At 35.1% G+C, this 22,549-nt stretch carries 18 protein-coding genes; 5 read left to right on the top strand and 13 right to left on the bottom strand.

Translation table 11 applies throughout. The annotated features are described in order from the left end of the window. Positions 1-22: 22 nt before the first annotated feature. Positions 23-568: a 3'-5' exonuclease gene (locus PQ463_RS11410; RefSeq protein ID WP_274253809.1), complete on the top strand. Its 546-nt coding sequence runs from the start codon at positions 23-25 to the stop codon at positions 566-568. Positions 569-574: 6 nt separating this feature from the next. Here PQ463_RS11410 and PQ463_RS11405 read toward each other — a convergent pair whose 3' ends face one another. The 12 genes from PQ463_RS11405 to PQ463_RS11350 form a co-directional block, all read right to left on the bottom strand. After that, on the bottom strand, positions 575-1,489 hold the full coding sequence (locus PQ463_RS11405) for a phytanoyl-CoA dioxygenase family protein (RefSeq protein ID WP_274253808.1): 915 nt from the start codon (positions 1,487-1,489) through the stop codon (positions 575-577). A gap of 141 nt (positions 1,490-1,630) precedes the next feature. Continuing rightward, complete coding sequence (locus PQ463_RS11400; protein WP_274253807.1) at positions 1,631-3,409, bottom strand: AMP-dependent synthetase/ligase; 1,779 nt, start codon at positions 3,407-3,409, stop codon at positions 1,631-1,633. A gap of 179 nt (positions 3,410-3,588) precedes the next feature. After that, the gene (locus PQ463_RS11395) at positions 3,589-4,023 is read right to left on the bottom strand and encodes a hypothetical protein (RefSeq protein WP_274253806.1); all 435 of its coding nucleotides are present in this window, start codon (positions 4,021-4,023) and stop codon (positions 3,589-3,591) included. 144 nt (positions 4,024-4,167) lie between these two features. Then, the gene (locus PQ463_RS11390) at positions 4,168-6,579 is read right to left on the bottom strand and encodes a TonB-dependent receptor domain-containing protein (protein WP_274253805.1); all 2,412 of its coding nucleotides are present in this window, start codon (positions 6,577-6,579) and stop codon (positions 4,168-4,170) included. A gap of 255 nt (positions 6,580-6,834) precedes the next feature. Further along, the gene (locus PQ463_RS11385; protein ID WP_274253804.1) at positions 6,835-7,551 is read right to left on the bottom strand and encodes an urease accessory protein UreH domain-containing protein; all 717 of its coding nucleotides are present in this window, start codon (positions 7,549-7,551) and stop codon (positions 6,835-6,837) included. Positions 7,552-7,558: 7 nt separating this feature from the next. Continuing rightward, positions 7,559-8,635: a hydrogenase formation protein HypD gene (gene hypD / locus PQ463_RS11380; protein WP_274253803.1), complete on the bottom strand. Its 1,077-nt coding sequence runs from the start codon at positions 8,633-8,635 to the stop codon at positions 7,559-7,561. 1 nt (position 8,636) lies between these two features. Beyond that, positions 8,637-9,263, bottom strand: coding sequence for an FKBP-type peptidyl-prolyl cis-trans isomerase (locus PQ463_RS11375; RefSeq protein ID WP_274253802.1), 627 nt, complete (start codon positions 9,261-9,263; stop codon positions 8,637-8,639). Positions 9,264-9,266: 3 nt separating this feature from the next. Next, entirely contained in the window at positions 9,267-11,540 is a 2,274-nt protein-coding gene (gene hypF, locus PQ463_RS11370) for a carbamoyltransferase HypF (RefSeq protein ID WP_274253801.1), read from the bottom strand. Positions 11,541-11,552: 12 nt separating this feature from the next. Next, positions 11,553-12,062 carry a HyaD/HybD family hydrogenase maturation endopeptidase gene (locus tag PQ463_RS11365; RefSeq protein ID WP_274253800.1) on the bottom strand — a complete coding sequence of 170 codons (510 nt, stop codon included), beginning with the start codon at positions 12,060-12,062 and terminating at the stop codon, positions 11,553-11,555. A gap of 8 nt (positions 12,063-12,070) precedes the next feature. Next, on the bottom strand, positions 12,071-12,832 hold the full coding sequence (gene cybH, locus PQ463_RS11360; RefSeq protein ID WP_274253799.1) for a Ni/Fe-hydrogenase, b-type cytochrome subunit: 762 nt from the start codon (positions 12,830-12,832) through the stop codon (positions 12,071-12,073). 15 nt (positions 12,833-12,847) lie between these two features. Next, the gene (locus tag PQ463_RS11355) at positions 12,848-14,584 is read right to left on the bottom strand and encodes a nickel-dependent hydrogenase large subunit (protein WP_274253798.1); all 1,737 of its coding nucleotides are present in this window, start codon (positions 14,582-14,584) and stop codon (positions 12,848-12,850) included. A 16-nt stretch (positions 14,585-14,600) separates the two neighbouring features. Then, complete coding sequence (locus PQ463_RS11350; RefSeq protein WP_274253797.1) at positions 14,601-15,728, bottom strand: hydrogenase small subunit; 1,128 nt, start codon at positions 15,726-15,728, stop codon at positions 14,601-14,603. Between the two features lie 167 nt (positions 15,729-15,895). Between PQ463_RS11350 and PQ463_RS11345 the strand changes: the two genes are divergently transcribed. The 4 genes from PQ463_RS11345 to hypE are packed head-to-tail and all read left to right on the top strand — an operon-like array spanning position 15,896 to position 18,371. Further along, positions 15,896-16,237: a hydrogenase maturation nickel metallochaperone HypA/HybF gene (locus PQ463_RS11345; RefSeq protein WP_274253796.1), complete on the top strand. Its 342-nt coding sequence runs from the start codon at positions 15,896-15,898 to the stop codon at positions 16,235-16,237. Between the two features lie 7 nt (positions 16,238-16,244). Further along, positions 16,245-17,111, top strand: coding sequence for a hydrogenase nickel incorporation protein HypB (hypB, locus tag PQ463_RS11340; RefSeq protein WP_274253795.1), 867 nt, complete (start codon positions 16,245-16,247; stop codon positions 17,109-17,111). Positions 17,112-17,113: 2 nt separating this feature from the next. Next, positions 17,114-17,350 (top strand): HypC/HybG/HupF family hydrogenase formation chaperone, encoded by a 237-nt coding sequence (locus tag PQ463_RS11335; protein WP_274253794.1) that lies wholly within the window; start codon positions 17,114-17,116, stop codon positions 17,348-17,350. Between the two features lie 10 nt (positions 17,351-17,360). Beyond that, positions 17,361-18,371, top strand: a complete 1,011-nt coding sequence (gene hypE / locus PQ463_RS11330; protein ID WP_274253793.1) for a hydrogenase expression/formation protein HypE — start codon at positions 17,361-17,363, stop codon at positions 18,369-18,371. Between the two features lie 151 nt (positions 18,372-18,522). Here hypE and purL read toward each other — a convergent pair whose 3' ends face one another. Further along, a complete protein-coding gene (gene purL / locus PQ463_RS11325) occupies positions 18,523-22,176 on the bottom strand; it encodes a phosphoribosylformylglycinamidine synthase (RefSeq protein WP_274253791.1) in 3,654 nt (1,217 codons plus the stop codon). Positions 22,177-22,549 lie beyond the last annotated feature (373 nt).

Here is a 22,549-nt window from a genome sequence, read left to right as displayed (position 1 = left end):
GAGAATTATAAAATTTAAAAAAATGAAAACAACAGATAAAATAATTATTATCGATTTAGAAGCCACATGTTGGCAAGGCGCAGTCCCGAGCGGACAGCAAAATGAAATTATTGAAATCGGATTGGCGGTCTTAGATACCGAAACTGGGGAAATTTCAAAAAACAAAGGAATTTTAATTAAACCCCAGCGTTCTAATGTCAGTCCGTTTTGTACTGAACTGACGACTATTACACAAGATTTGCTTGACAAAAATGGAGTAAGTTTTGAAGAAGCTATTGATTTGCTAAAGGACGAATACAATCCAGATTTATATACTTGGGCAAGTTACGGGCAGTACGATTTGAATATGCTGAAAAAACAATGTAAATCGTTTGGAATTCCGTATCCGATGGGAGAGGAGCATATCAATGTAAAAGAGCATTTTGCCGAAAAGTTTGGCCTGGTCAAACCAACCGGAATGAACGGCGCGCTTGCATTGCTGAATATTCCGTTAGAAGGAACACATCACCGCGGAATTGACGATGCTAAAAACATCGCTAAGATTTTGCATTGGTGTCTAAAAAACTAGAATGGTTTAAATCCACTCTCCAGCTGCATTATAATCATTTGGAAGATAAGTGAGATATTGAACCATTCGCGGTTTTTCTCCTTTATTTGGTGTCGCACAATGCGGAAGTGCCTGATGCCAAATAATAAAATCTCCTGCATCACCTACAATTGGTTTTGCTTTAAGAGTCTGCAACGCTTTTATTCTTGGATTTTCGTGAGGTTCTACTTCGTCTAGCCATTGATCAATTTGGTTATGAAAACCTGGAACACAATGAAAAGCGCCATCATTTGGCCCGCAATCAGTTAAATAAAGCAAGCCCTGAAGGCCAAAATTCAAAGGTTTTTTCAAACTCATATCCCAATGAAGCGGACTTCCCAGAAAATTAAAATTCTCTGTTTCAGGCGGATTAAAACTTACCTTATCAATCGTTTTGTAAATTTTAGTGGTTTTATAAAGCTGTTCATATGCTTTTTTTACTCTTGGAGAAAAACGGTTACGGTTTAAAGTTTTATGATCAGAAAAATTAAGCATAAGCCCTTTTTGATCTTCATGCCTTTCGTACCAGCTTTCCTTTTTATTAGGATCCATTTTGAGATATTCCCAAATGGCTTTTTGAGTGTCTTCGCAATCTTCTTTAGAAATGGCATTTTTGACTACAACATAGCCATTTTGATTCCAGAATTCTAAATCTTGTTCAGATAGGACATTTTCAGTTAAATCTTCGGTTTCGGGAGCAGTATCGCGTTTTCGGTTATTAATCCAAATTTTAAAAGTTTCAAAATCGGGTTTTTCGAAATATAAAAACTGCAAAGTATCTTCCATGCCAATGCCTAATTGGTAAAGGGTTTTTACCTCGTTATCCCAGTTGGCATTATTCGAATTGGAGCTTTCCTGATTTACGGTGCGTTTCCATATTTGTTCTAGTACATTCCAAGGCATAGCTTTCAGTTTTAGAGAAAAGCTAAAATAAACGATTTATGGTTTACTGTTCAAAGCAAAAATACCTGTTTTTATAAACTAAGAAAAGCTGTCTTAAATTTTAAGACAGCTTTTCTTTTGGGTTTATATTATTCTGATTTATTAATTGTTTCCGTAGATTTTTCCGTAAAGATCTTTATAAATCTCTTTAATGATTTTACGTTTCAATTTTAGAGTCGGTGTAAGTTGTCCACCATCAATAGACCAAACATCTGGAGTAAGCTCAAAACGTTTTACTTGTTCCCAGTGTCCGAATTTTTTGTTGATGCTTTCTACTTCTTCATCGATACGTTTAATTACATCTGGATTTGCGCTGATTTCTGCATCAGAACTTCCTAAAGTAATTTTATGGATTTTTGCCCATTCTTTTACAAATTCAAAGTTTGGCTGAATAAAAGCTCCAGGCATTTTTTCTCCTTCACCAATAACCATAATCTGCTCAATAAAACGAGATTGTTTCATAGCATTTTCGATCATTTGCGGAGCAATATATTTACCACCAGAAGTTTTGAACATTTCTTTTTTACGATCTGTAATTTTTAAGAAACCTTCGCTGTCAATTTCTCCAATATCTCCTGTATGGAAATAGCCATCAATTACAGCTTCAGCAGTTTTTTCAGGATCTTTGTAGTAACCTAACATTACGTTTGGCCCTTTTAATAGAATTTCTCCGTCTTCGGCAATTTTCACTTCTACATTACGGATTGGTTTTCCGACAGTTCCAATTTTAAAGCCTTTGTTTCTTTGGTCGTTTACGGCAATTACTGGTGAAGTTTCAGTCAAACCGTAACCTTCCATAACTGGAATTTCTGCAGCAGCAAAAACTCTCGTCAAACGTGGCTGTAAAGCGGCACTTCCAGAAACCATTAAATCTAGATTTCCACCCAAACCTTCTTTCCATTTACTGAAAATCAGTTTGCGGGCAATTTTTAATTGAAATTCATACCAAGCGCCATTTGCGCCGTATGGTTCATATCTTAAACCTAAATCGATAGCCCAGAAAAACAGTTTTTTCTTGATTCCTGTCAATTCAGCTCCTTTAGCATAAATTTTATCGTAAACTTTTTCTAAAAGTCTTGGTACAGCTGTTATTACAGTTGGACGGACTTCTTTTAAGTTATCACTGATTTTATCAATAGATTCTCCAAAATAAACCGATACGCCATAATATTGATAGATGTACAAAATCATTCTTTCAAAAATATGGCAGATAGGCAAGAAGCTTAATGCCGTGCTTTTTCCTGGATCAAACGGAATTCTTGGCGAGCTGTCTAAAACATTCGACACAATATTTTTGTGCGAAAGCATAACGCCTTTTGGTCTTCCTGTTGTTCCTGAGGTATAAATAATAGTAGCTAAATCATCTGTATGAATACTATCTTTTCTAGCCTCAACCTCGCTTTGATTGCTATCATCTTCGCCTAAAATCAATAAATCTGACCAGTGTTTGCAATCATCAATTTCATTAAAAGAATAAACTTCTTTCAATGAAGGCACGTTGGCTTTAATAGCATTTACTTTTTGTAAAACTTCTTCATCAGAAACAAAACAATAAATACTGCCGCTATGGTTTAAAATATATTCGTAATCTTCTTCTGCAATAGTTGGATAAATTGGAACGTTCTGCGCACCAGTCTGTAAGATACCAATGTCCATTACATTCCATTCAGTACGGTTATTTGAGCTTATTAAAGCAATTTTATCATCTTTCTGAACGCCCATGCGCAATAATGCTCTCGAAATAGCATTTGCTTTTGCAATATATTCCTCGCTAGATGTTTTTTCCCAGACTCCATTTTTTTTGGTTGCGAGAGCAACTGGAAGGTTGTAAGTTTCTTGTTGATAATAGGGAAAATCAAAAAGGCGTGTGATTGAAACCATGTTTAATATATTGAATTATTATTGCAAATTAAATAAAAATCGGGTATGATTTTTAAATTTATAAAATTTAATCGGAAAATTTACGGGTACTATTAAAATTCAACGAAAACGTTTTCTTTTTGGTAGAAAATGAGGGTAAAATTGAATAAATATTTAATAAGGCGACTGTTTTTTACAGTTTATTGAACGTTGTAATCTACGTATTCTTTCACTCTTTCGCCCATTAAGAACATTTTCTTCTTGACAAAATGAATAGAAAATTGAGAATAATACCATTCTTCGCTATCATTTGGTCTGTACCAGAAGGTATAAGAGGCACTGTTAAATCCTTCTTTGAATACAGGAACGCCTTCTTGTGTGCATTCTATTCCCCAGTTAATTTTTTGCTTGCTCAAATCTTCAGCCTGAATGAAACCTGTTCCATCAGGATTTAATACCGTAATAGGTTGTTTTTGATTTAAAGGAGCGTAAGTTCCAGGAATTGGATATCCGATAGTTGTAGTAATATAACGCTCTTTAGAATTATGAATAATCGGATCTACGTGAACTTGTGAATGCGATGGCGTAACAGCAAAGAATAAGCTGAAAACAAAAAGTAATTTTAAAAATTTCATTCTATGTAGGTTTAAGTGTTTTTGGGCTGAAAAAATCGAGTGGCTGATTTTTTGCTGGGCGAATATAATCCATTTTTTTTATAGAATGGAAGCTTAAAAATACAAGAATGAAATTTTTATGTTTTATTTATTTTAGGTAAGTTTTTACTCTGTAGAAAACTGATTTTCGAGTAATTTTTCTTTAAAATCTGATCTGAAAGTGTAAGCAAAAGTAAGCATCAAAGCACGTGTGTCTGATTTGTTGGTGCGGTGATTGCTAAACAAAAGCGTATTGTTTTTATAACCACTTTCTAAAGTGTTGAACATGTCGGTTACGACCAAGCCTAATCGAGCATTTCCTTTTCCGAGTTTCTGTTGAAATCCCATGTCAACATTATAAATTGGAATTCTTTTTCCTTGCGGAGTGGCAACGGCCGAGTTATAATTTCCGATAATCTGAAGTTTTCCGCCTTTCCACGGAACAAAGTTGTTGATCACTTTTCCGTACCAGCTAAATGCACTGCTTACAATATCTTGTGCTTGTGGTAAGTTGTCTGCGTTAATGTTTTGCTGAAAAGCTGTTAAACTAATATTGGCATCATAAAAGCCAACTGGTTTAAGGGTGAAAATTGTTTCCAAACCATACGTAACAGTGCTTCCAATATTTTGTGGCTGGAGCAAAACTACTCCATTGTCTAAAAGCTGTGCATATTGTCTAATTGCATCAGTTGCATTTCTGTAAAAGGCATTGGTTGAAAAGGAATAATTTTCCCAGTTTTTATTATAGCTTATTTCAGCAATATGAATAATCTCTGGTTTTAAGTACGGATTTCCTCCATGCGGATTCAATGCATCTGTAATATCAATAAATGGATTTAAATCATCGAGATCAGGACGATTAATTCGTTTGCTATATCCTAATTTGATAAATTCATCTGATTTTAAATTCAATTGCAAAGAAGCTGACGGAAAGAGTTTCAAATAATTATTGCTAAATCGGTCACTGTTATTTTGCGTTGCGCCAGTATTGGAAACATTTTCTGCTCGCAAACCTAAATTGTATTTCCATTTTGGGGTTTCGCTATCGCCAATATAAGAATTCATTAGACCATAAACGGCATTTATCTGTTCGTTAAATTCAAAAGTATTGGTCGCTAACGGATTTACAACATAATCACCATTAACCATATCAGCACTTTCAAAATCTGAATTAAAAAACCTGAAAGTCCCTTTGTAACCCGTTTCTATAATCGATTTTTCTGAAATTGGAAAAGTATAATTAACAATTGCATTAGAAATATTTTGGTTTTCATAATTGTGCGTTCGCTGTAATTGCGCGTCACCAATCTGTTGCTGGTATTGATCATAATTATAAGTATCAATATCAGTGTTTTCTCTGTGTTTTCCGAAAGAAGAAGTAATTGAGGTATTTAAACTTTTTCGGTCATCATCAAATTTTCGATCATAAGTAAAAGCTAGCTCACCAACTCTTGAACGTTCCAGTTCTAAAGAATGTCTTCTGTTGTTAGAGAAAAATGCATTAGCGCTTGTATTTACTTGCGTGTATAAAGTTTCATCATTGTCTTGAGTTTCGATATTTCCTAATGCTTCAAAAGAAAAGCTGTTTTTTTCATTAGGAGAAAAATCAATATTTAATTTCAAATTCTGAAGGCCTTCGGTTCTTTCATCATTTCTATTTTGATGAATGTAATGTTCGTCATCAATAAAATAATTTGTTCGGTCAGCATTTATTTTCTTTGTTCTTCCGGCAAAACGATTGTCATATCCTAAACCAAAATTCCATTTTTCTGTTTTATGGTTAAATAGAAGGGAACTATTGACTCTCCCTTTTGCTCCAAAACCTGCGCCTAAAGCTACAGCACCATTTGTACCGCTTAGATTGTTCTTTTTAAGCTTTATATTAATAATGCCGCTTTCGGCATTTGCATCATATTTAGCCGTTGGATTACTAATTATTTCGATGCTTTCGATGCTGCTCGCGGTAATCTGATCCATGTTGGTAATGGCAGAATTTTTTCCGTTTATCAAGATCATAGGAGATTTTCCTCTCAAGGTAATGCCGCCTTCAGCATCAACGGCAACAGTTGGAATACTTTTTAGCATATCTGTAGCGGTTCCGCCTGTTTGTGAAATATTCGAAACAGCATTAAAAATAAAGCCTTCGTTTGTTTTCTGAATCTGTTTTTTCTGTGATTTTACAACAACATCATTGAGTAAATTATTGTCGTTTTGCAATTTGATTGTTCCTAAGGAAATTGGATTTTCAGAAACTTTTACTTTTTGAAAAATGGTTTTAAAACCAATTAATTTAAATTGAAGATGATAATCTCCTGAAGGAACATTTTCTAAAGAAAAATTTCCTGAAACATCTGTTGTGGCATAATTAGCCGTTTTTGTTGAATCGGCTATGTTTTTTAAAATAACATCAACAAATTCAATGGGAGCTTTTCCATCAGATACAGTTCCTGTTATAGCATTTGTTTTTTGACCAAATGAAAATTGATTTGCAAGAAGGAAGATAATAATAAAGGCGGCGTTTTGGATCATTTTTTTCATGTGACAAAGATATTTATCACATCAAATGAGTCTTAAATAATAGCCTTAAGATATCATTAAGCTATTCTTATATGTTAATTAGAATTATAATGAATAATGAAAAAAACAGTTTTTTTTTCCTTTTAAAAACAGTAGTTTACCTTATGGAATCAAATTTAGCTTATCCTGATATTTTACTTCAATAAAATGTGCAAGCCGAAAAGCAAAAAAGTGGGTGTAAATTAAGACATAAAATTATGGAGACTGCTTTAGTTTTTAAAATAAATTGGTATAAACAATCTTGAATCCGAAGATGATGCAAATTACCGAAGAAATTATAATTAATGCATGTTGTAATTTTTGAGATTTGAGAACGCTTTTGGTAAACGGAATACTAAATAGTCCCGAGGCGATAAACATTCCTATTATAGAACCAATTCCAAAAATTAGGATATATAGTAATCCTTCCAATGGTGTTTTCATTTGCGAAATGACTAAAATAACCAAAGATCCGCTTCCTGCCAGACCATGAATTAGTCCAACACCAAAAGCTGTTTTGTAGTTTGTCGATCCGTCAAAATGGACATGCTTAAAAGAGGCAATTGGATGTGAGTGATAATAGGTATGAGCATGCATGTGCGTATGTGTAACCCCATTGCTATGCGTATGCTCGTGGCTATGGCAATACGTATGCGAATGTCTTTTTTTATATAATAATTTAAATAAACGAATTACGCCCAGTGTAATCAGCATTAAGCCAACCACAGCTTCGAGATAGCTAAATATGTTTTCGTTAATTGAAATTTTGAAGCCAATCATAATAACGCCTACAATAAAAATAGTGGCAGTATGGCCAATTCCCCAAAACATTCCGTCTTTAAGAGCATCTTTAATTTTGACTCTATTTGTAACAAGATTGTTAACAGCCAATAAATGGTCAGCTTCAAAAGCATGTTCTAGTCCGGCATAAATGGTAATTAATAATCCAATCATTTTAAATTTATAAATAGTTGAAGTAGGCTGCACAAGCGCCTTCAGATGAAACCATTGGTGCTCCTAGCGGATTTGAAGGTTTGCATTTTTTTCCGAATTCAGGGCATTGATTTGGTCTTTTGTTTCCGGTTAGGATTTGACCAGCTATGCACAAATTATCTGTCGTACTGTTTGTTGTTTTTATAGAAAACTTGCTATTGGCATCATACATTTTGTAATTTTCTCTCATTACAAGACCACTGTTTTCAATGGCTCCGATACCTCTCCATTCCTGAGTTCCAATAGTAAAAATTGTATTTACAACTTCTTTAGCTCTTAGGTTTCCTTCTTCTTTTACCAATCTTGTATATTGGTTTTCTACCTCATGTTTTCCTTGTTCTAATTGTAAAATAGTATGATAAATTGCTTGAACCATATCAGCAGGTTCAAATCCGGAAACAACAATTGGTATTTTGTGTTTTTTTGCAATAGGATAATATTCTTCCAAGCCTACAATCGTGCAAACATGTCCGGCGCCTAAGAACGCATGTATATTGCAAAATTCATCAGATAAAATAGCTTCCATTGCTGGTGGAACTAATACATGTGAAACCAATAAGCTAAAATTGGTTAAACCTAATTTTTGGGCGTGAAGAACCGCCAATGCATTACTGGGAGCGGTAGTCTCAAAGCCTACGGCAAAAAAGACAACTTCTTTATCTGGATTTTTAGAGGCAATATTTACTGCTTCCAATGGCGAATATAAAATTCGTAAATCGCCACCTTCTGCTTTGGCTTGCAGTAAACTTTTTGAAGAACCCGGAACCCGAATCATATCTCCAAAAGAACATAGAATTACGCTTTGCTTCATTAATTCAATCGCTTTATTGATTAACGAAATAGGAGTAACGCAAACCGGACATCCCGGACCATGAATCATTCTTATATTCTCTGGCAATAAATCCAGCAGTCCGTTTTTGACAAGTGAATGGGTCTGGCCACCGCAAATCTCCATAATATTCCACGGTTTTGTGGTTATTTTATGGATTTCATTGATGTAATGTTTAACTAATTCTGGATTTCGATATTCAGACAAGTATTTCATTTTAAACGATATTTAAAAGTTCAATTATAAATACCAAAGTAGAGTTGGGCTGAATTACCGGTGGCGCTCCCATTTCGGCATAAGCCAAATCATGCGGAATGTAAACTTTCCAGCGTGAGCCTTCGGGCATTAATTGCAATGCTTCCTGCCAACCTTTTATAGTTTGTAATACTTTCATTTTTTGAGGACCTGTATCTTTGGTTGAATCAAAAACATCTTCGTTTAATAAATAACCTTCATAAATTACATTGATAGTATCGGTAATTTTTGGTTTTGAGCCATTTCCTTCTGTTAGAATTTCATATTGTAAACCGCTTGGCAGAGAAATAATACCTTCTTTAGCCGCATTTTTAGCTAAAAAAGCAGTTCCGATAGCCGCATTTTTCACTTTTAATTCTTCCTGCAAAAGAGCGACATAATTATTGAAGATTTCGATAGAACGTTTTGTAGATATTTTTTCTCCTTTCTTTTCAAAAACAGATTTCATTCCGTCTACATAATCTTCATATTTAATTTCTTCAAATCCAATGTCTTTCAAGCTTAAAGCCATTACAACTCCAGCCGAATACGAAATTTTATCTTTTTCTACGGTTTTGCCTATATGTCCTAATAATTCAAGAATGTCCATAATTTATTTTTTTAGATGTAAGTAATGATTAAGTTGTCCAAAGGAGATGTTTTCGTCGTTTGGAGAAAGTGTTTCGTGAAAATGCAGTTTATATTTTGGCTTTAGATGATCAATAATCAAATCAACAAGAATTGAGTTTTGAAAAACACCGCCACTAAAAGCGATTTCTTTTAATTTTGAAAAGGCCGCTATTTTTTCTATACATTTTACCAAAGTAAAATGAAAATTAAGGGCAATCATCTCTAAATCTTTATTGGTTTGAACGGCTTTGGCAACTTGCAGTAAAAGTTTTTTTGTAGGCAATAAATGGGTTATTTTTTCATCTTTTAGATAATCTCTCAGTTTAATTTCAGATTTGTTAAAAGCATTTTGAGCCAGATTTTCCAAGTACATTCCAGCTTCGGCCTCAAATAAAATAGGTTTTGTAAATCCCAGAATAAAAGCAACAGCATCGATTAATCGTCCCATTGATGAGGTTTTAATCGAGTTTTCTTTAATGAGTTTACTATAAACTTTTAATTCATTTTTGTTAAAGTGAGAATGAAGATAACTGCTGTTTTTACTAATTGAAAGTGCAGCTATTTTTGGGTTTTTAGCCATTTGATCGCCTAAAATCCAAGCGAAATATTCCAGATGTCCAATTCGGGTTATAGTGCTGTGGTCATATTCATAAAATTCGCCTCCAAATATTTCTGTTTGGCTTCCAAACCCAGCTCCATCCCACACAACACCTAATATTTTAGATCTTTTCCAAAGTTTTTTTTCACTTAAAATAGCGGCAAAGTGCGCTTCGTGATGCTGAATTTTTACCGTTTCTACTTTTGTATCCTTATGTGAGAATGTCGAAATGATTTTGTTATTTTCATAGTTAGGATGCTGGTCGCACAGAACAGTTTTTGGAGAGAAATCAAAAAAATGCTGATAGTTTTTTATTTTCTTTTCGAATCTGTTATAAGTATCAAAATTTAATAAATCGCCAATGTATTCACTCGTATATACCTGATTATTTGGTGTTATGGTAATGGTGTTTTTTAAAGTAGCTCCAAGACAGATTAGTTTTTCTGAAGTGTTTTGTAAAAACGAAAAATCAATATTTGGAGCAAAACCTCTGGCGTGACGCAGAAAAATCTTCTGCTTATTTTTTCGTGAAAATTTAAGAACAGAATCGTCCTGTGAATTCTGAATTTCTAAATTATGATGCAGATAATAATCAGCGATAGGGTTTAGCGTTTTGATAGCTTCATCCTGATCAGCAAAAATTGACGATCCGTTGAAATTACCACTAGTAGCGACTAAAGGTTTTTGAAATAAATTTGAAATTAAATGCAAAATTCCAGAGTTTGGTAACATAGCTCCAATTGTTTTCATGTTTGGAGCGATCTGATCTATAGCTAAATCCAATTGTTTTTTAAGAGGTAAAATTACAATTGGAGCTTGGGCAGATTTAATGGCATTTTTTTCTGTTTTATGGCAGAATAAATAATTTTCGATTTGTTTCGTGTCTGGAAATAGTATTGCAAACGGCTTTGTTAGGCGTTTTTTCCTATTGCGTAATTCCTGAACGGTTTGGCTGCTTGTAGCATCGCAAAGCAGCAAATAACCAGATGTGTTTTTTACAGCAATTATTTTTCCTTCGTTTAATTTTTCTGCAATTGCCTCAAAAATTTCTTTATTGCTTCCTGAAATAATGGTGTCTTTATTATCTGTAAAAGAAATTTGCACACCGCAATTAGGACAGGAATTGGTTTGAGAATGAAATCGAATATCTAAAGGATTTTGGTATTCTTCAAGACATACTTCGCACATTTTAAATTTATTCATGCTCGTATTTTCTCTTTCAAAAGGAAATTTTTCTGCAATCGCATAACGCGGTCCGCAGGATGTGCAGCTAATAAAAGGATAATAATAGCGATGATTTTCTGGATCTAAAACTTCGTCTTTGCAATTTTTGCATATTGCAAAATCTGGAGTTAGAGGCGAATTGACAGAAATATTTTTCTCAGTAGGTTTAATAAAAAACAAATCAAACTTTTGCTCTATTGAAATTTCAGAGATTTGTATTTCGTTTATTCTTGCATTTCTTGGATGCTTTCGTCTAATTTCGGAATAAAATTCAGTTACTATTTTGTCACTTCCCTGCACAATTATAATTACACCAGACTCAGCATTAGATACATATCCTTTTAATTTTAATTTGACGGCCAGATTGTATACAAACGGACGAAAACCTACGCCTTGTACAGTACCAGAAATTTTTATTTGAAATGAAGGGTTCAACAGAAGTGATTATTATTTAATTTTAAATTTTTCTATTTGGTGTATAATTTGTTTGGTTACTTTTTCGATCGCAGCATCTACTTTTGGAGAAAGTTGCATGCACATTGGCTCCATTTTTAAAATGGTAATGGTGTATAAATAAATTTCGGGCATAGTATCTGTCATGGACAAGATATCGACCATATCTTTGAGTCCGAAATTGTGACCACTTAACGAAATGGGAAAATCTTCTGAAAAACGTGGTTTCAAAAGGGTGATTGTGCCTTCTTCCTTGCCATCCATTGTGGCATCTACAATAATTACCTTTTGATGATTTTCAATGTAGGGAATTAAAGTAAAGCCACCAGTGCCACCGTCAATAAAGGAAATATTCTCAGGAAATTGAGTTTTATCTATTCTGTTTATAAACTGAACGCCCACACCTTCGTCTCCCATTAAATAATTTCCTATTCCAAGTACAAGTATGTCATTGCCATCTGAATGAAATTGGTCTATTTTTTTGGTGCTAATTTCTGTTTCCATATTTGCAATTATAAATCCTTTGTTTGTACTGGATCTTGATTCGCTGTTTCTGTTTCCAGAAGTTCATTATTGTCTTTTTTGATTCTTTCTGTGCGAACAAATTTATAGCCACTCACCATAGCCGATGTTTCGCCCAAGCCTTCCAACCAATCGTGGAAGAAAACCAAATAGATATGAACGATCGCAAACAAAATAAAGGTCCAGGTAGTAAAATGATGAATCATTCTAACATTCAAATCTCCTCCAACTAAGTTGGTTACCCAGCCAAACATTTTAGGAAAAAACCAAGTCGAAGTGGGAGCGTACATGGCAAATCCGGTTCCAATCATAATAAGTCCCATAAAAAACATGACTAAATATGATGCTGCAGCCACACTATTGTGACCTACAGCTCCTGTAGGAGAACCGTGCGTTTCTTCGTTTTGTAAAAAAATGTCGAATTTAATTACGTGCCACATTCTTTTGAAGCCCTCTTTTTTGAACGGGAAGAAGACTCGCCAATTGGCATATTTATTTCCTTTAAAGGCAAAATAAACTCTCAAAATCATAACAGCAACTAGTAAATAAGCGCACATAAAATGAATTTCACGAACGTATCCAAACCAAAATTGGTCTGTAGCTTCTTTGGTAGAAATTAATCCTGGCGGATTACCAATAATAAACCCTGTTGTGACTAATCCTGTAATAGCCCAAGCATTTACCCAATGAAAAATTCGAATGGGTAACTGCCATATATAAGCTCTTTTATAATCGTTAGTTTTTTTTGACATGCTGAACAGTTTAAATTAAGAACCGCAAATTGTTATATCGTTTACCTCTTTTATGATAGCACCGTTTTCATCGTATAAGTGAACTGCGCATGCAATACAAGGATCAAAAGAGTGTATGGTTCTAATAATTTCTAGAGGCAGATCAGGATTTGCGATAGGGGTATTCAATAAACTGCTTTCATAAGGAGAACGTTGTCCTTTAGGATCTTTTGGTGATGCATTCCAAGTTGAAGGAACTACTTGCTGATAGTTGGCAACTTTAGCATCTTTAATTACAATCCAGTGGCTTAATGCCCCTCTTGGTGCTTCTACAAGACCAACTCCTTGTGATTCTTTTGGCCAAGTTAAGGTTTCCCATTTTTCTGTATTGGCCATTTTAGTATCGCCTTTTTTGATGTTTTCAATTAAACTATCAAAGAATTCTAAATTCCAAGTGGCTACCAATTGTGATTCTAAAGCTCTTGCAGCAGTACGCCCTAATGTTGAGAATAAAGCTCCAGCAGGAACTTGCAGTTGTGATAAAGCACGATCCACACTTTCTTTAAATTCTTCTCTTCCAGATGCATATCCAACCAGCATTCTTGCCAACGGACCAACTTCCATAGCATGACCTTTCCATCTTGGTGTTTTGATGAAACTGTATTTTTCATCGACGTTTAAATGGGTATAAGGAGGTTTTGGGCCTGTGTAGTTTATTTTAGTCTCTCCAGACCAAGGCTGCCTTCCCGAATTTCCGTCTCCTTCGTAATCATACCAGGAATTGTTTACGTATTCTTCGACTGTTTTTAAGTCTCTTAAATCTAAATCATGGACTTTACTTAGATCTTTATTCAAAATAACCCCTGACGGAAATTTGAAAGTATTGATATTTGTATTGTTATGTCCTTGAGTTGGAAAGTCACCAAAAGTCATAAAATTATGAAAACCGCCAATGGCTCCCCAGTCTTTATAATAACTCGCTATAGTAAGAACATCTGGAAGATATACTTGCTCTACAAAACGTTTTCCCTCTTCTAATAACTGTCTCACAAAAGCCAATCTTTCAGCATTTAGTCCGCTTGCGTCATCAAGATTAATAGAACAGGCCATTCCTCCAACTAAAAAGTTAGGATGCGGATTTTTACCCCCAAAAATGGCGTGTACTTTTACAATTTCTTTTTGCCATTCTAAAGCTTCAAGGTAATGTGCCGTTGCCATCAAATTGGCCTCTGGCGGTAGTTTCATTTGTGGATGTCCCCAATATCCATTAGCAAAAATTCCTAATTGACCGCTGGCAACAAATTTTTTCAATCTTTTTTGAAGATCAGAAAAATAACCTGGCGAACTTTTAGGCCAATTTGAAATAGATTGTGCCAATTGTGATGTTTTTACAGGATCAGCATTTAAGCCACTTAAAACATCAACCCAATCAAAAGCATGGAGATGATAAAAGTGAACGACATGATCGTGCATATATAAAGCTCCAAGCATAATGTTTCTCACAATTTCGGCATTGGGCGGAACCACAATTCCTAATGCATCTTCAACAGAACGTACAGATGCGGTTGCATGAGTTGCGGTACAGACGCCGCAGGTTCTTTGTACAAATGCCCAAACATCTTTCGGGTTTCTGTCTTTAACAATATTTTCCAGTCCCCTAACCATTGTTGAGGATAAGAACGCTTCTTTGATAGTGCCATCTGAAATTTCTACTTCGGCTCTTAAGTGTCCTTCTATTCGTGTAATTGGGTCTACAACTATTCTCTCTGCCATTTTATTTCTTTATAGATTATAAATCCTCTAAGTGTTTTTCGTTTTCAGTTCCTTGACTGATTCTTTGATTCAGTTCTTTTCTTTTTGATACATTCGAAAGAATAGCGTGAGCTCCAATACCCACAGCAACTCCGCCAAGTGCAACTTTACCAAGTGTATCGGCATTTGCCTCAATATTTCCAAGATTTATTGAAGAATCTCTAGAATAGAAACTTCCTGCATCCCAGAAATCATTGGCACTACAGCCAATACAGCCGTGACCAGATTGAATTGGGTAACTAACGCCACCATTCCATTTCATGTTTCCGCAAGCATTGTAAGTGCTAGGCCCTTTGCATCCTACTTTATACAAGCAATAGCCTTTTTTCGCATTTTCGTCATCAAAGTTTTCTGCAAATAATCCGGCATCAAAATAGGGTCTTCGGTAACAGCTGTCGTGGACTCTTTTAGAATAAAAAGCTTTTGGACGACCAGAACTGTCTAATTCAGGTAGTTTTCCAAATGCTACAACATGCACAATAATTCCGGCCATAACTTCACCAATTGGCGGACAGCCCGGGACATTTATTATAGGTTTGTCGGTAATAATTTTGTTTATAGGCACAGCTCCAGTTGGATTAGGTTTTGCGGCTTGAACACAACCTGAGGTAGCACAGCTTCCCCATGCTATTATAGCTTTTGCTCCAGCTGCAGATTCTTTAAGAATATCTAAAGCGCTTCGTCCTCCAATACAGCAGTAGTTTCCATCGGCTCCCATAGGGATTGAACCTTCCACACAAAGAATATATTCACCTTTATATTTGTCCATTGTGGCTTTTTTAGCAGCTTCAGCCTGATGCCCAGATGCTGCCATTAAGGTTAAGGTATAATCTAAAGAAATTTTATCCAGAATAATATCAGCAACAATTGGATGATCAGAGCGAATAAAAGATTCACTACAGCAAGTGCATTCCTGAAAATGCTCCCAAATAACGGGCAGTCGAGGAGTAGTTTCCAAAGCTTTGGCAATTTGACCAATGGCAGAACTTTGAACGCCCATATAGGCTCCAATGTAAGCAACAAATTTTAAAAAATCTCTCCTGCTGTAACCTTGTCTTTCAATACTATTGAAATAGGTTTCGTTTTCATTATTTTTTTCCTCCATCCGTTTCTGTTTTAAATTATAGATTAAAAAAATGCTTGGTTTTGTTTAAAAAGAAATTTTAAAATTATCTAAACATTTATGGTGTAAATGTGACAATTGTCAGTTTTTGAAAAATGTTTTGGTAATATCTTGTGAGATTGAAATATATTTTGAAAAAACGATAAATTATGCATGAACTCTCTGTTGTTACTTCAATTGTAAAAATTGCCGATCAGGAAGTGAAAAAAATTGGAGGAGGAAAAGCTCTTGAAATCTATTTGGAAATAGGAAAATTATCAGGTGTCGAAATGAGTTCTTTTCATTTTATATGGCCGCAATGTATTGTTGGGACTGTTTTAAATGAGGCAACATTGTTTGTTGATGAGCCTGAAGGAAAAGCAAAATGCGCCGAATGTGAAACGGAGTTTCATATTGATAAAAGCTTTGACAGCTGCCCAAATTGCAATAGCCCTTTTAAAGAAATCATCACGGGCAAAGAATTGAAAATCAAAAAAATAATCATTAAATAGCATAATTATGTGTACCACTTGCGGATGCAGTTCTGATGAAAACGAAATAAGATTTACTAAAATAGGAGAGAAATATTCTCATTCTCATTATGGACATCACCACCATCATCACCATCATGATCATGAAGATCATCACCATGACCATCACCATGATCATGATCATGAGCATGATGACCACGATCACCATCATCATAACGATCATTCTCACAGCCATTCTCATGAAATAAATATTGTACAGCTTGAAAAGGATATATTGTACAAAAATCAGCTGACAGCGGAGAGAAACAGAGGTTTTTTTGAAGCTCTGAATATTTTTTCTATCAATTTAGTGAGTTCGCCGGGTTCTGGTAAAACTTCTCTATTGGAAAGAACAATTGCTGATTTGAAAGACAAAATGGCTTTTTCAGTAATTGAAGGAGATCAGCAGACGACCAATGATGCCGATAGAATTCATAAATTAAATGTACCAGTAATTCAAATCAATACAGGGAAAGGTTGTCATTTGGATAGTGAAATGATTGCAAGAGCAGTAAAAGAGCTCAAACCCGTTTCCGATTCTATTTTAATGATAGAAAATGTTGGCAATCTAGTTTGTCCAGCGATGTTTGATTTAGGAGAACTAAAACGAGTTGTAATTATATCAGTTACGGAGGGTGAAGATAAACCACTTAAATATCCGGATATGTTTTTGGGATCGCAAATTTGCCTGATCAACAAAATTGATTTATTGCCTTATTTGAAATTTGATTTGGAAAAACTAAAAGAATACGCAAAAAAAGTGAATCCGCATTTGACTTTCTTTGAGGTTTCTGCAGCATCAGGCGAAGGCTTATCTGCCTGGTACGAATTTTTAACGCAATCTATAAAAAAATAAATATGTGCTTAGCAGTTCCTGGACGACTTGAAAAAGTCACATTAGAACTTGATGAAACCTTTAGAATAGGAGAGGTCTCATTTGAAGGGATTATTAAAGAAGTCAATCTGGCTCTTGTTCCAGAGGCTAAAATTGGCGATTATCTTTTGGTTCACGTTGGTGCAGCCATTGGTATTATTGATGAAGCCGAAGCCAAAAGAACAATGGAGATTCTAAAAGAAATGGGCGAAGAGATTTAATACTTTTAAAATGGAAAAAAAATCTGAAGTGATTCACCTCCACCACGGAAGCGGAGGTGAACATATGACTAAATTACTAAATGAGGTAATATTTAAGATCTTAAAAAATGATATTTTGGAAGTACGCCATGATGGCGCATTTTTAAATTTAAGTGGAAATCTGGCTTTTTCAACTGATAGTTATGTTATTTCTCCAGTATTTTTTAAAGGAGGAAATATTGGCGAGCTTGCCGTAAATGGTACAGTGAACGATCTTTCGATGTGCGGTGCGGTTCCAAAATATCTTTCGTTGGCTTTAATTATTGAAGAAGGTTTTTCTTTGGATGAATTTACCGAAATAATTAAATCTGTTAAACAAGCGGCTGATAACGCGAATGTTCAAATTGTCACTGGAGACACAAAAGTTGTAGAGAGAGGAAAAGGAGATAAAATTTATATCAATACTTCCGGAATTGGAATCATTCATGAAAAGACAGATATCAAAACTCGAAATATTAAAGAGAATGATGTTTTAATCATAAACGGAGCAATAGCTTCGCACGGAATGGCGATTATGTCTGAGCGTGAAGGATTGGAATTTGATAGTGATATTTTGAGTGATACCACTAATTTAAACCATACAGTTATAGAATTAATAGAGCAGTTTGGAGACAAAATTCATTTTTTAAGAGATGCAACCCGTGGCGGATTAGCTTCGGTTCTACATGAAATATCGACAGAAATTAATTTGGGGATTTCACTTTTAGAAGAAAACATAAAGGTAGAAAATCAGGTAAAAAGTGCTTGTGAGTTGTTAGGATTAGATCCGCTTTATGTGGCAAACGAAGGGATTTTTGTTTGTGTCGCTGCACCCGAAATTAAAGATGAGGTATTGAGAATTTTGCAAAAAATAAATCCAAATGCATCAGAAATTGGTTTTATCACTGCTGAGCATCCTTCAAAAATAATTATTGAAAGCGCTTTTGGAGGCAAAAGAGTGGTAAATCCTTTAGTGGGAGAACAGCTGCCACGAATCTGCTAGTATTTTTATCGCCATGAATTCACGAATTTCATTAATTCTATTTTTGTAAATAAAAATTTGTGAATTGCTTCGCCTATTCGCTATCGCTCGAGTTGTGGCGATAAAAAAAAACGCCCGATAATTTCGGGCGCTTTTAGTAAAAATATATTTTTTAGTTTTTCTCAATCCATTTTCTGGCATTAACAAAAGCTTCGTGCCAAGGCGTAACCTCGTCATTTCTGTCTTTTGGATAATGCGCCCAGTTCCATTGGAAAGTCGAACGCTCAATATGAGGCATCATTACCAAGTGTCTTCCAGTTTTGTCACACATCATTGCTGTGTTGTAATCAGAACCGTTAGGGTTTGCAGGATAACCTTCGTAAGCATATTTAGACACAATGTTGTATTGATCTTCTGCGTAAGGCAATTTGAATTTACCTTCTCCGTGAGAAACCCAAACTCCTAAAGTGCTTCCTGCCAACGTCGATAACATCACAGAATTGTTTTTCTGAACCGTTACAGAAGTAAAGATACTTTCGTGTTTCTGGCTTTCGTTATGGTGCATTTTTCCGTGAACTTCGTGCTCTGGATTAATCACTTCCAATTCCATAAACAATTGGCAACCGTTACAAATTCCGACAGATAACGTATCTTTTCTTTTGAAGAAATTATCTAAAGCTGTTTTTGCTTTTTCGTTGTATAAGAAAGCTCCAGCCCAACCTTTAGCAGAACCTAAAACGTCAGAGTTAGAGAATCCTCCAACCGCTCCAATAAACTGAATATCTTCAAGCGTTTCGCGACCAGAAATTAAATCCGTCATGTGAACGTCTTTTACGTCAAATCCAGCCAAGTACATTGCATTTGCCATTTCACGCTCAGAATTACTTCCTTTTTCACGAATAATAGCCGCTTTTGGTCTTGGTTTAGAATTGTCGATTTCTGGTTTTTTTCCTGTAAAATGTGTTGGGAAAGTATAATTTAAAACCTGATTTTTATAGTTTTCAAAACGTGCCTGAGCTCTTCCGTTTTTAGATTGTTTTTGATCTAATAAATAAGAAGTTTCGAACCAAACGTCTCTGTATGTCGGAATATCTAAATTCCAATTTCCGACTTCTAAAGTAGCTGTAGAAGTTACAGAACCAATTTTGAAGAATTCAACATTATTAGCTTTTAATTTAGTTTCAACAGCTGCATCAGATTTAGCTTGGAATACGATTCCGATGTTTTCTGCGAAAAGGATTTTCAATAAGTCTTTTTCCGCGAAAGCGCTGAAATCAATTTTAGCTCCAAGATTAACATCAGCAAAACACAATTCTAATAAAGTAGTGATTAAACCACCGCTTCCGATATCGTGACCTGCTAAAATTTGGCTTTCGCCGATTAATTCCTGAATTGTATTAAATGCATTTTTGAAGAAAGAAGCATCTTTAATTGTAGACGTTTCGTTTCCAATTGTATTTCTGATTTGTGCAAAAGATGAACCTCCAAGTTTGAAATCATCTTGAGACAAATTGATATAATAGATTGAATCTCCGTTTTTCTGTAAAACAGGTTCAACCACTTTTCTAATATCTGTACAGTTTCCAGCCGCAGAAATAATAACCGTTCCCGGCGCAATTACTTCATCGTTTGGATATTTTTGTTTCATTGAAAGTGAATCTTTTCCTGTTGGAATATTGATTCCTAATTCAATTGCAAAATCTGAACATCCTTGTACAGCTTCGTATAAACGAGCATCTTCACCTTCGTTTTTACAAGCCCACATCCAGTTTGCAGATAATGAAACTCCTTTTAACTGATCTTTAATTGGTGCCCAAATCAAGTTTGATAATGATTCTGCAATTGCATTTCTAGATCCAGCAACTGGATCAATCAAAGCCGCAATAGGAGCGTGCCCGATAGAAGTTGCAATACCTTCTTTTCCTAAATAATCCAGAGCCATTACTCCAACATTATTTAAAGGCAATTGTAACGGACCAGCATTTTGTTGTTTAGCTACTTTTCCTCCAACACAACGGTCAACTTTATTCGTCAACCAGTCTTTTGAAGCAACAGCTTCTAAACGTAAAACATCTTTTAAATAGCTTTCGAAATCTGTAGCGATGTAAGCAACATCAGCATATTTTCTGTCAACCGTTTTATCTATCATAACCGTTTTTGGAGAACTTCCGAAGAAATCTTCTAAAGCATAATCCATCGGTTTTGAACCATTTGTTTTAGATTCGAATGTAAAACGGTGATCTCCCGTTACATCTCCAACCTGATACATTGGCGAACGCTCTCTGTCAGCGATTCTTTGTAATGTATCGATATCTTTTTGACCAATAACCAATCCCATTCTTTCCTGAGATTCGTTACCGATAATTTCTTTTGCAGAAAGTGTTGGGTCTCCAACAGGCAATTTATCTAAATCGATTAAACCTCCAGTTTCTTCCACCAATTCAGAAAGACAGTTTAAGTGTCCTCCCGCTCCGTGATCGTGAATAGAAACAATTGGGTTATTGTCACTTTCCACCAAACCACGTATCGCGTTTGCAGCACGTTTTTGCATTTCTGGGTTTGAACGCTGAATCGCATTTAACTCAATTCCTGAACCGAAAGCTCCTGTATCTGCAGAAGAAACCGCAGCACCACCCATTCCGATTCTATAATTTTCTCCACCAAGAATTACAATTTTATCGCCTTCTTGTGGTTTCTTTTTAATTGATTGATCTAGTTTTCCGTATCCAATTCCACCCGCTTGCATGATTACTTTATCGTAACCAATTTTACGGTTTTCCTCTTCGTGTTCGAAAGTTAAAACAGAACCTGTAATAAGCGGCTGGCCAAATTTATTTCCGAAATCAGAAGCTCCGTTTGAAGCTTTGATTAAAATGTCCATTGGCGTTTGGTACAACCATTTTCTTTCTTCAACAGCATTTTCCCATTTTCTGTCTTCTTTCAAACGAGAATATGAAGTCATGTAAACTGCAGTTCCGGCTAATGGCAAAGATCCTTGTCCTCCCGCTAAACGGTCACGAATTTCTCCTCCAGATCCTGTTGCAGCTCCGTTGAAAGGCTCTACTGTTGTTGGGAAATTGTGTGTTTCGGCTTTTAATGAGATAACCGAATCAAATTCTTTTATTTCGTAAAAATCAGGTTTGTCTGCCGATTTTGGTGCAAATTGCTGCACTTTTGGTCCTTTTACAAAAGCAACGTTGTCTTTGTAAGCAGACACAATATCGTTAGGATTTTCCTGAGATGTTTTTTTGATTAATTTGAAAAGAGAAGTCTCTTTTTCTTCACCGTCAATCACAAAAGTTCCGTTGAAGATTTTGTGACGGCAGTGCTCTGAGTTTGCTTGAGAGAAAGCAAAAATCTCAGAATCCGTTAATTTTCTTCCAAGTTTAGTCGAAAGATTGTTTAAGTAATCAACTTCTTCTTCGCTTAAAGCTAAACCTTCTACTTTGTTGTAAGTTGCAATATCATCAATCTCCAAAATTGGTTCTGGCTGAATGTTGATAGTGAAGATTTCTTGATCTAATTCATTGAATTTTTGAGAAAGCATTGGGTCAAAATCAGTAAAATCTTCCGTTGCAGGATGAAATTCTTCGATTCTGATAATGCCAGAAATCCCCATGTTTTGAGTAATTTCTATAGCATTTGTACTCCAAGGTGTAATCATAGTAGCGCGAGGACCAACAAAGAAACCTGTCAATGCAGATTTTTCGATCTTACTTGCGTCGGCAAAAAGCCAGTTTAATTTTGAAATGTCTTGAGCTGAAATTTCGTTTTGCGTTTGTACGGCAAAAACAGTTTTGCTTTGGTTTTCAAAGAAATGGATCATTTGTGTAGTTTGTTGTATTGAGCTGCAAATTTAATGTAAATAAATAGTAAGCGCAAATTTGAAAACGATCTCTTTTCAAAAAAAATGAAATTGCTTTTTTCTTGCATTTTTTCTACCAAAAAGACGCAATATCAAGAGGTTTCGGTCTATGAGAAAATTTAAAGATTTAGTAATTTTTCTTTTTTGATATGTTCTGTAATATTAAACTTTTAGAAAGGAAAAAGTGAAAATTGAAATGATGCAATTTTGGTGTTTATACGTGGGCAGATCTGCAAAATTTACGAAACGCAGAAAGTGATAAAAAATACGTTTCTAAAGAAAAATCTTTCACAGATAATGAAAAAAGCGGCAATTTGCCGCTTTTTTGGTTGAT

The organism is Flavobacterium sp. KACC 22763 (assembly GCF_028736155.1).
GTDB lineage: Bacteria > Bacteroidota > Bacteroidia > Flavobacteriales > Flavobacteriaceae > Flavobacterium.
Note: the sequence above shows the minus strand (reverse complement) of the source record. Positions and strands in the feature narration are given on the sequence as shown.

What these genes read in the sequence shown, in the direction of transcription:
- PQ463_RS11410 (WP_274253809.1), top strand. Translation starts at nt 23, where the DNA reads ATGAAAACAACAGATAAAATAATTATTATCGATTTAGAAGCCACATGT.
- PQ463_RS11405 (WP_274253808.1), bottom strand. Translation starts at nt 1,489, where the DNA reads ATGCCTTGGAATGTACTAGAACAAATATGGAAACGCACCGTAAATCAG.
- PQ463_RS11400 (WP_274253807.1), bottom strand. Translation starts at nt 3,409, where the DNA reads ATGGTTTCAATCACACGCCTTTTTGATTTTCCCTATTATCAACAAGAA.
- PQ463_RS11395 (WP_274253806.1), bottom strand. Translation starts at nt 4,023, where the DNA reads ATGAAATTTTTAAAATTACTTTTTGTTTTCAGCTTATTCTTTGCTGTT.
- PQ463_RS11390 (WP_274253805.1), bottom strand. Translation starts at nt 6,579, where the DNA reads ATGAAAAAAATGATCCAAAACGCCGCCTTTATTATTATCTTCCTTCTT.
- PQ463_RS11385 (WP_274253804.1), bottom strand. Translation starts at nt 7,551, where the DNA reads ATGATTGGATTATTAATTACCATTTATGCCGGACTAGAACATGCTTTT.
- hypD (WP_274253803.1), bottom strand. Translation starts at nt 8,635, where the DNA reads ATGAAATACTTGTCTGAATATCGAAATCCAGAATTAGTTAAACATTAC.
- PQ463_RS11375 (WP_274253802.1), bottom strand. Translation starts at nt 9,263, where the DNA reads ATGGACATTCTTGAATTATTAGGACATATAGGCAAAACCGTAGAAAAA.
- PQ463_RS11365 (WP_274253800.1), bottom strand. Translation starts at nt 12,062, where the DNA reads ATGGAAACAGAAATTAGCACCAAAAAAATAGACCAATTTCATTCAGAT.
- cybH (WP_274253799.1), bottom strand. Translation starts at nt 12,832, where the DNA reads ATGTCAAAAAAAACTAACGATTATAAAAGAGCTTATATATGGCAGTTA.
- PQ463_RS11355 (WP_274253798.1), bottom strand. Translation starts at nt 14,584, where the DNA reads ATGGCAGAGAGAATAGTTGTAGACCCAATTACACGAATAGAAGGACAC.
- PQ463_RS11350 (WP_274253797.1), bottom strand. Translation starts at nt 15,728, where the DNA reads ATGGAGGAAAAAAATAATGAAAACGAAACCTATTTCAATAGTATTGAA.
- PQ463_RS11345 (WP_274253796.1), top strand. Translation starts at nt 15,896, where the DNA reads ATGCATGAACTCTCTGTTGTTACTTCAATTGTAAAAATTGCCGATCAG.
- hypB (WP_274253795.1), top strand. Translation starts at nt 16,245, where the DNA reads ATGTGTACCACTTGCGGATGCAGTTCTGATGAAAACGAAATAAGATTT.
- PQ463_RS11335 (WP_274253794.1), top strand. Translation starts at nt 17,114, where the DNA reads ATGTGCTTAGCAGTTCCTGGACGACTTGAAAAAGTCACATTAGAACTT.
- hypE (WP_274253793.1), top strand. Translation starts at nt 17,361, where the DNA reads ATGGAAAAAAAATCTGAAGTGATTCACCTCCACCACGGAAGCGGAGGT.
- purL (WP_274253791.1), bottom strand. Translation starts at nt 22,176, where the DNA reads ATGATCCATTTCTTTGAAAACCAAAGCAAAACTGTTTTTGCCGTACAA.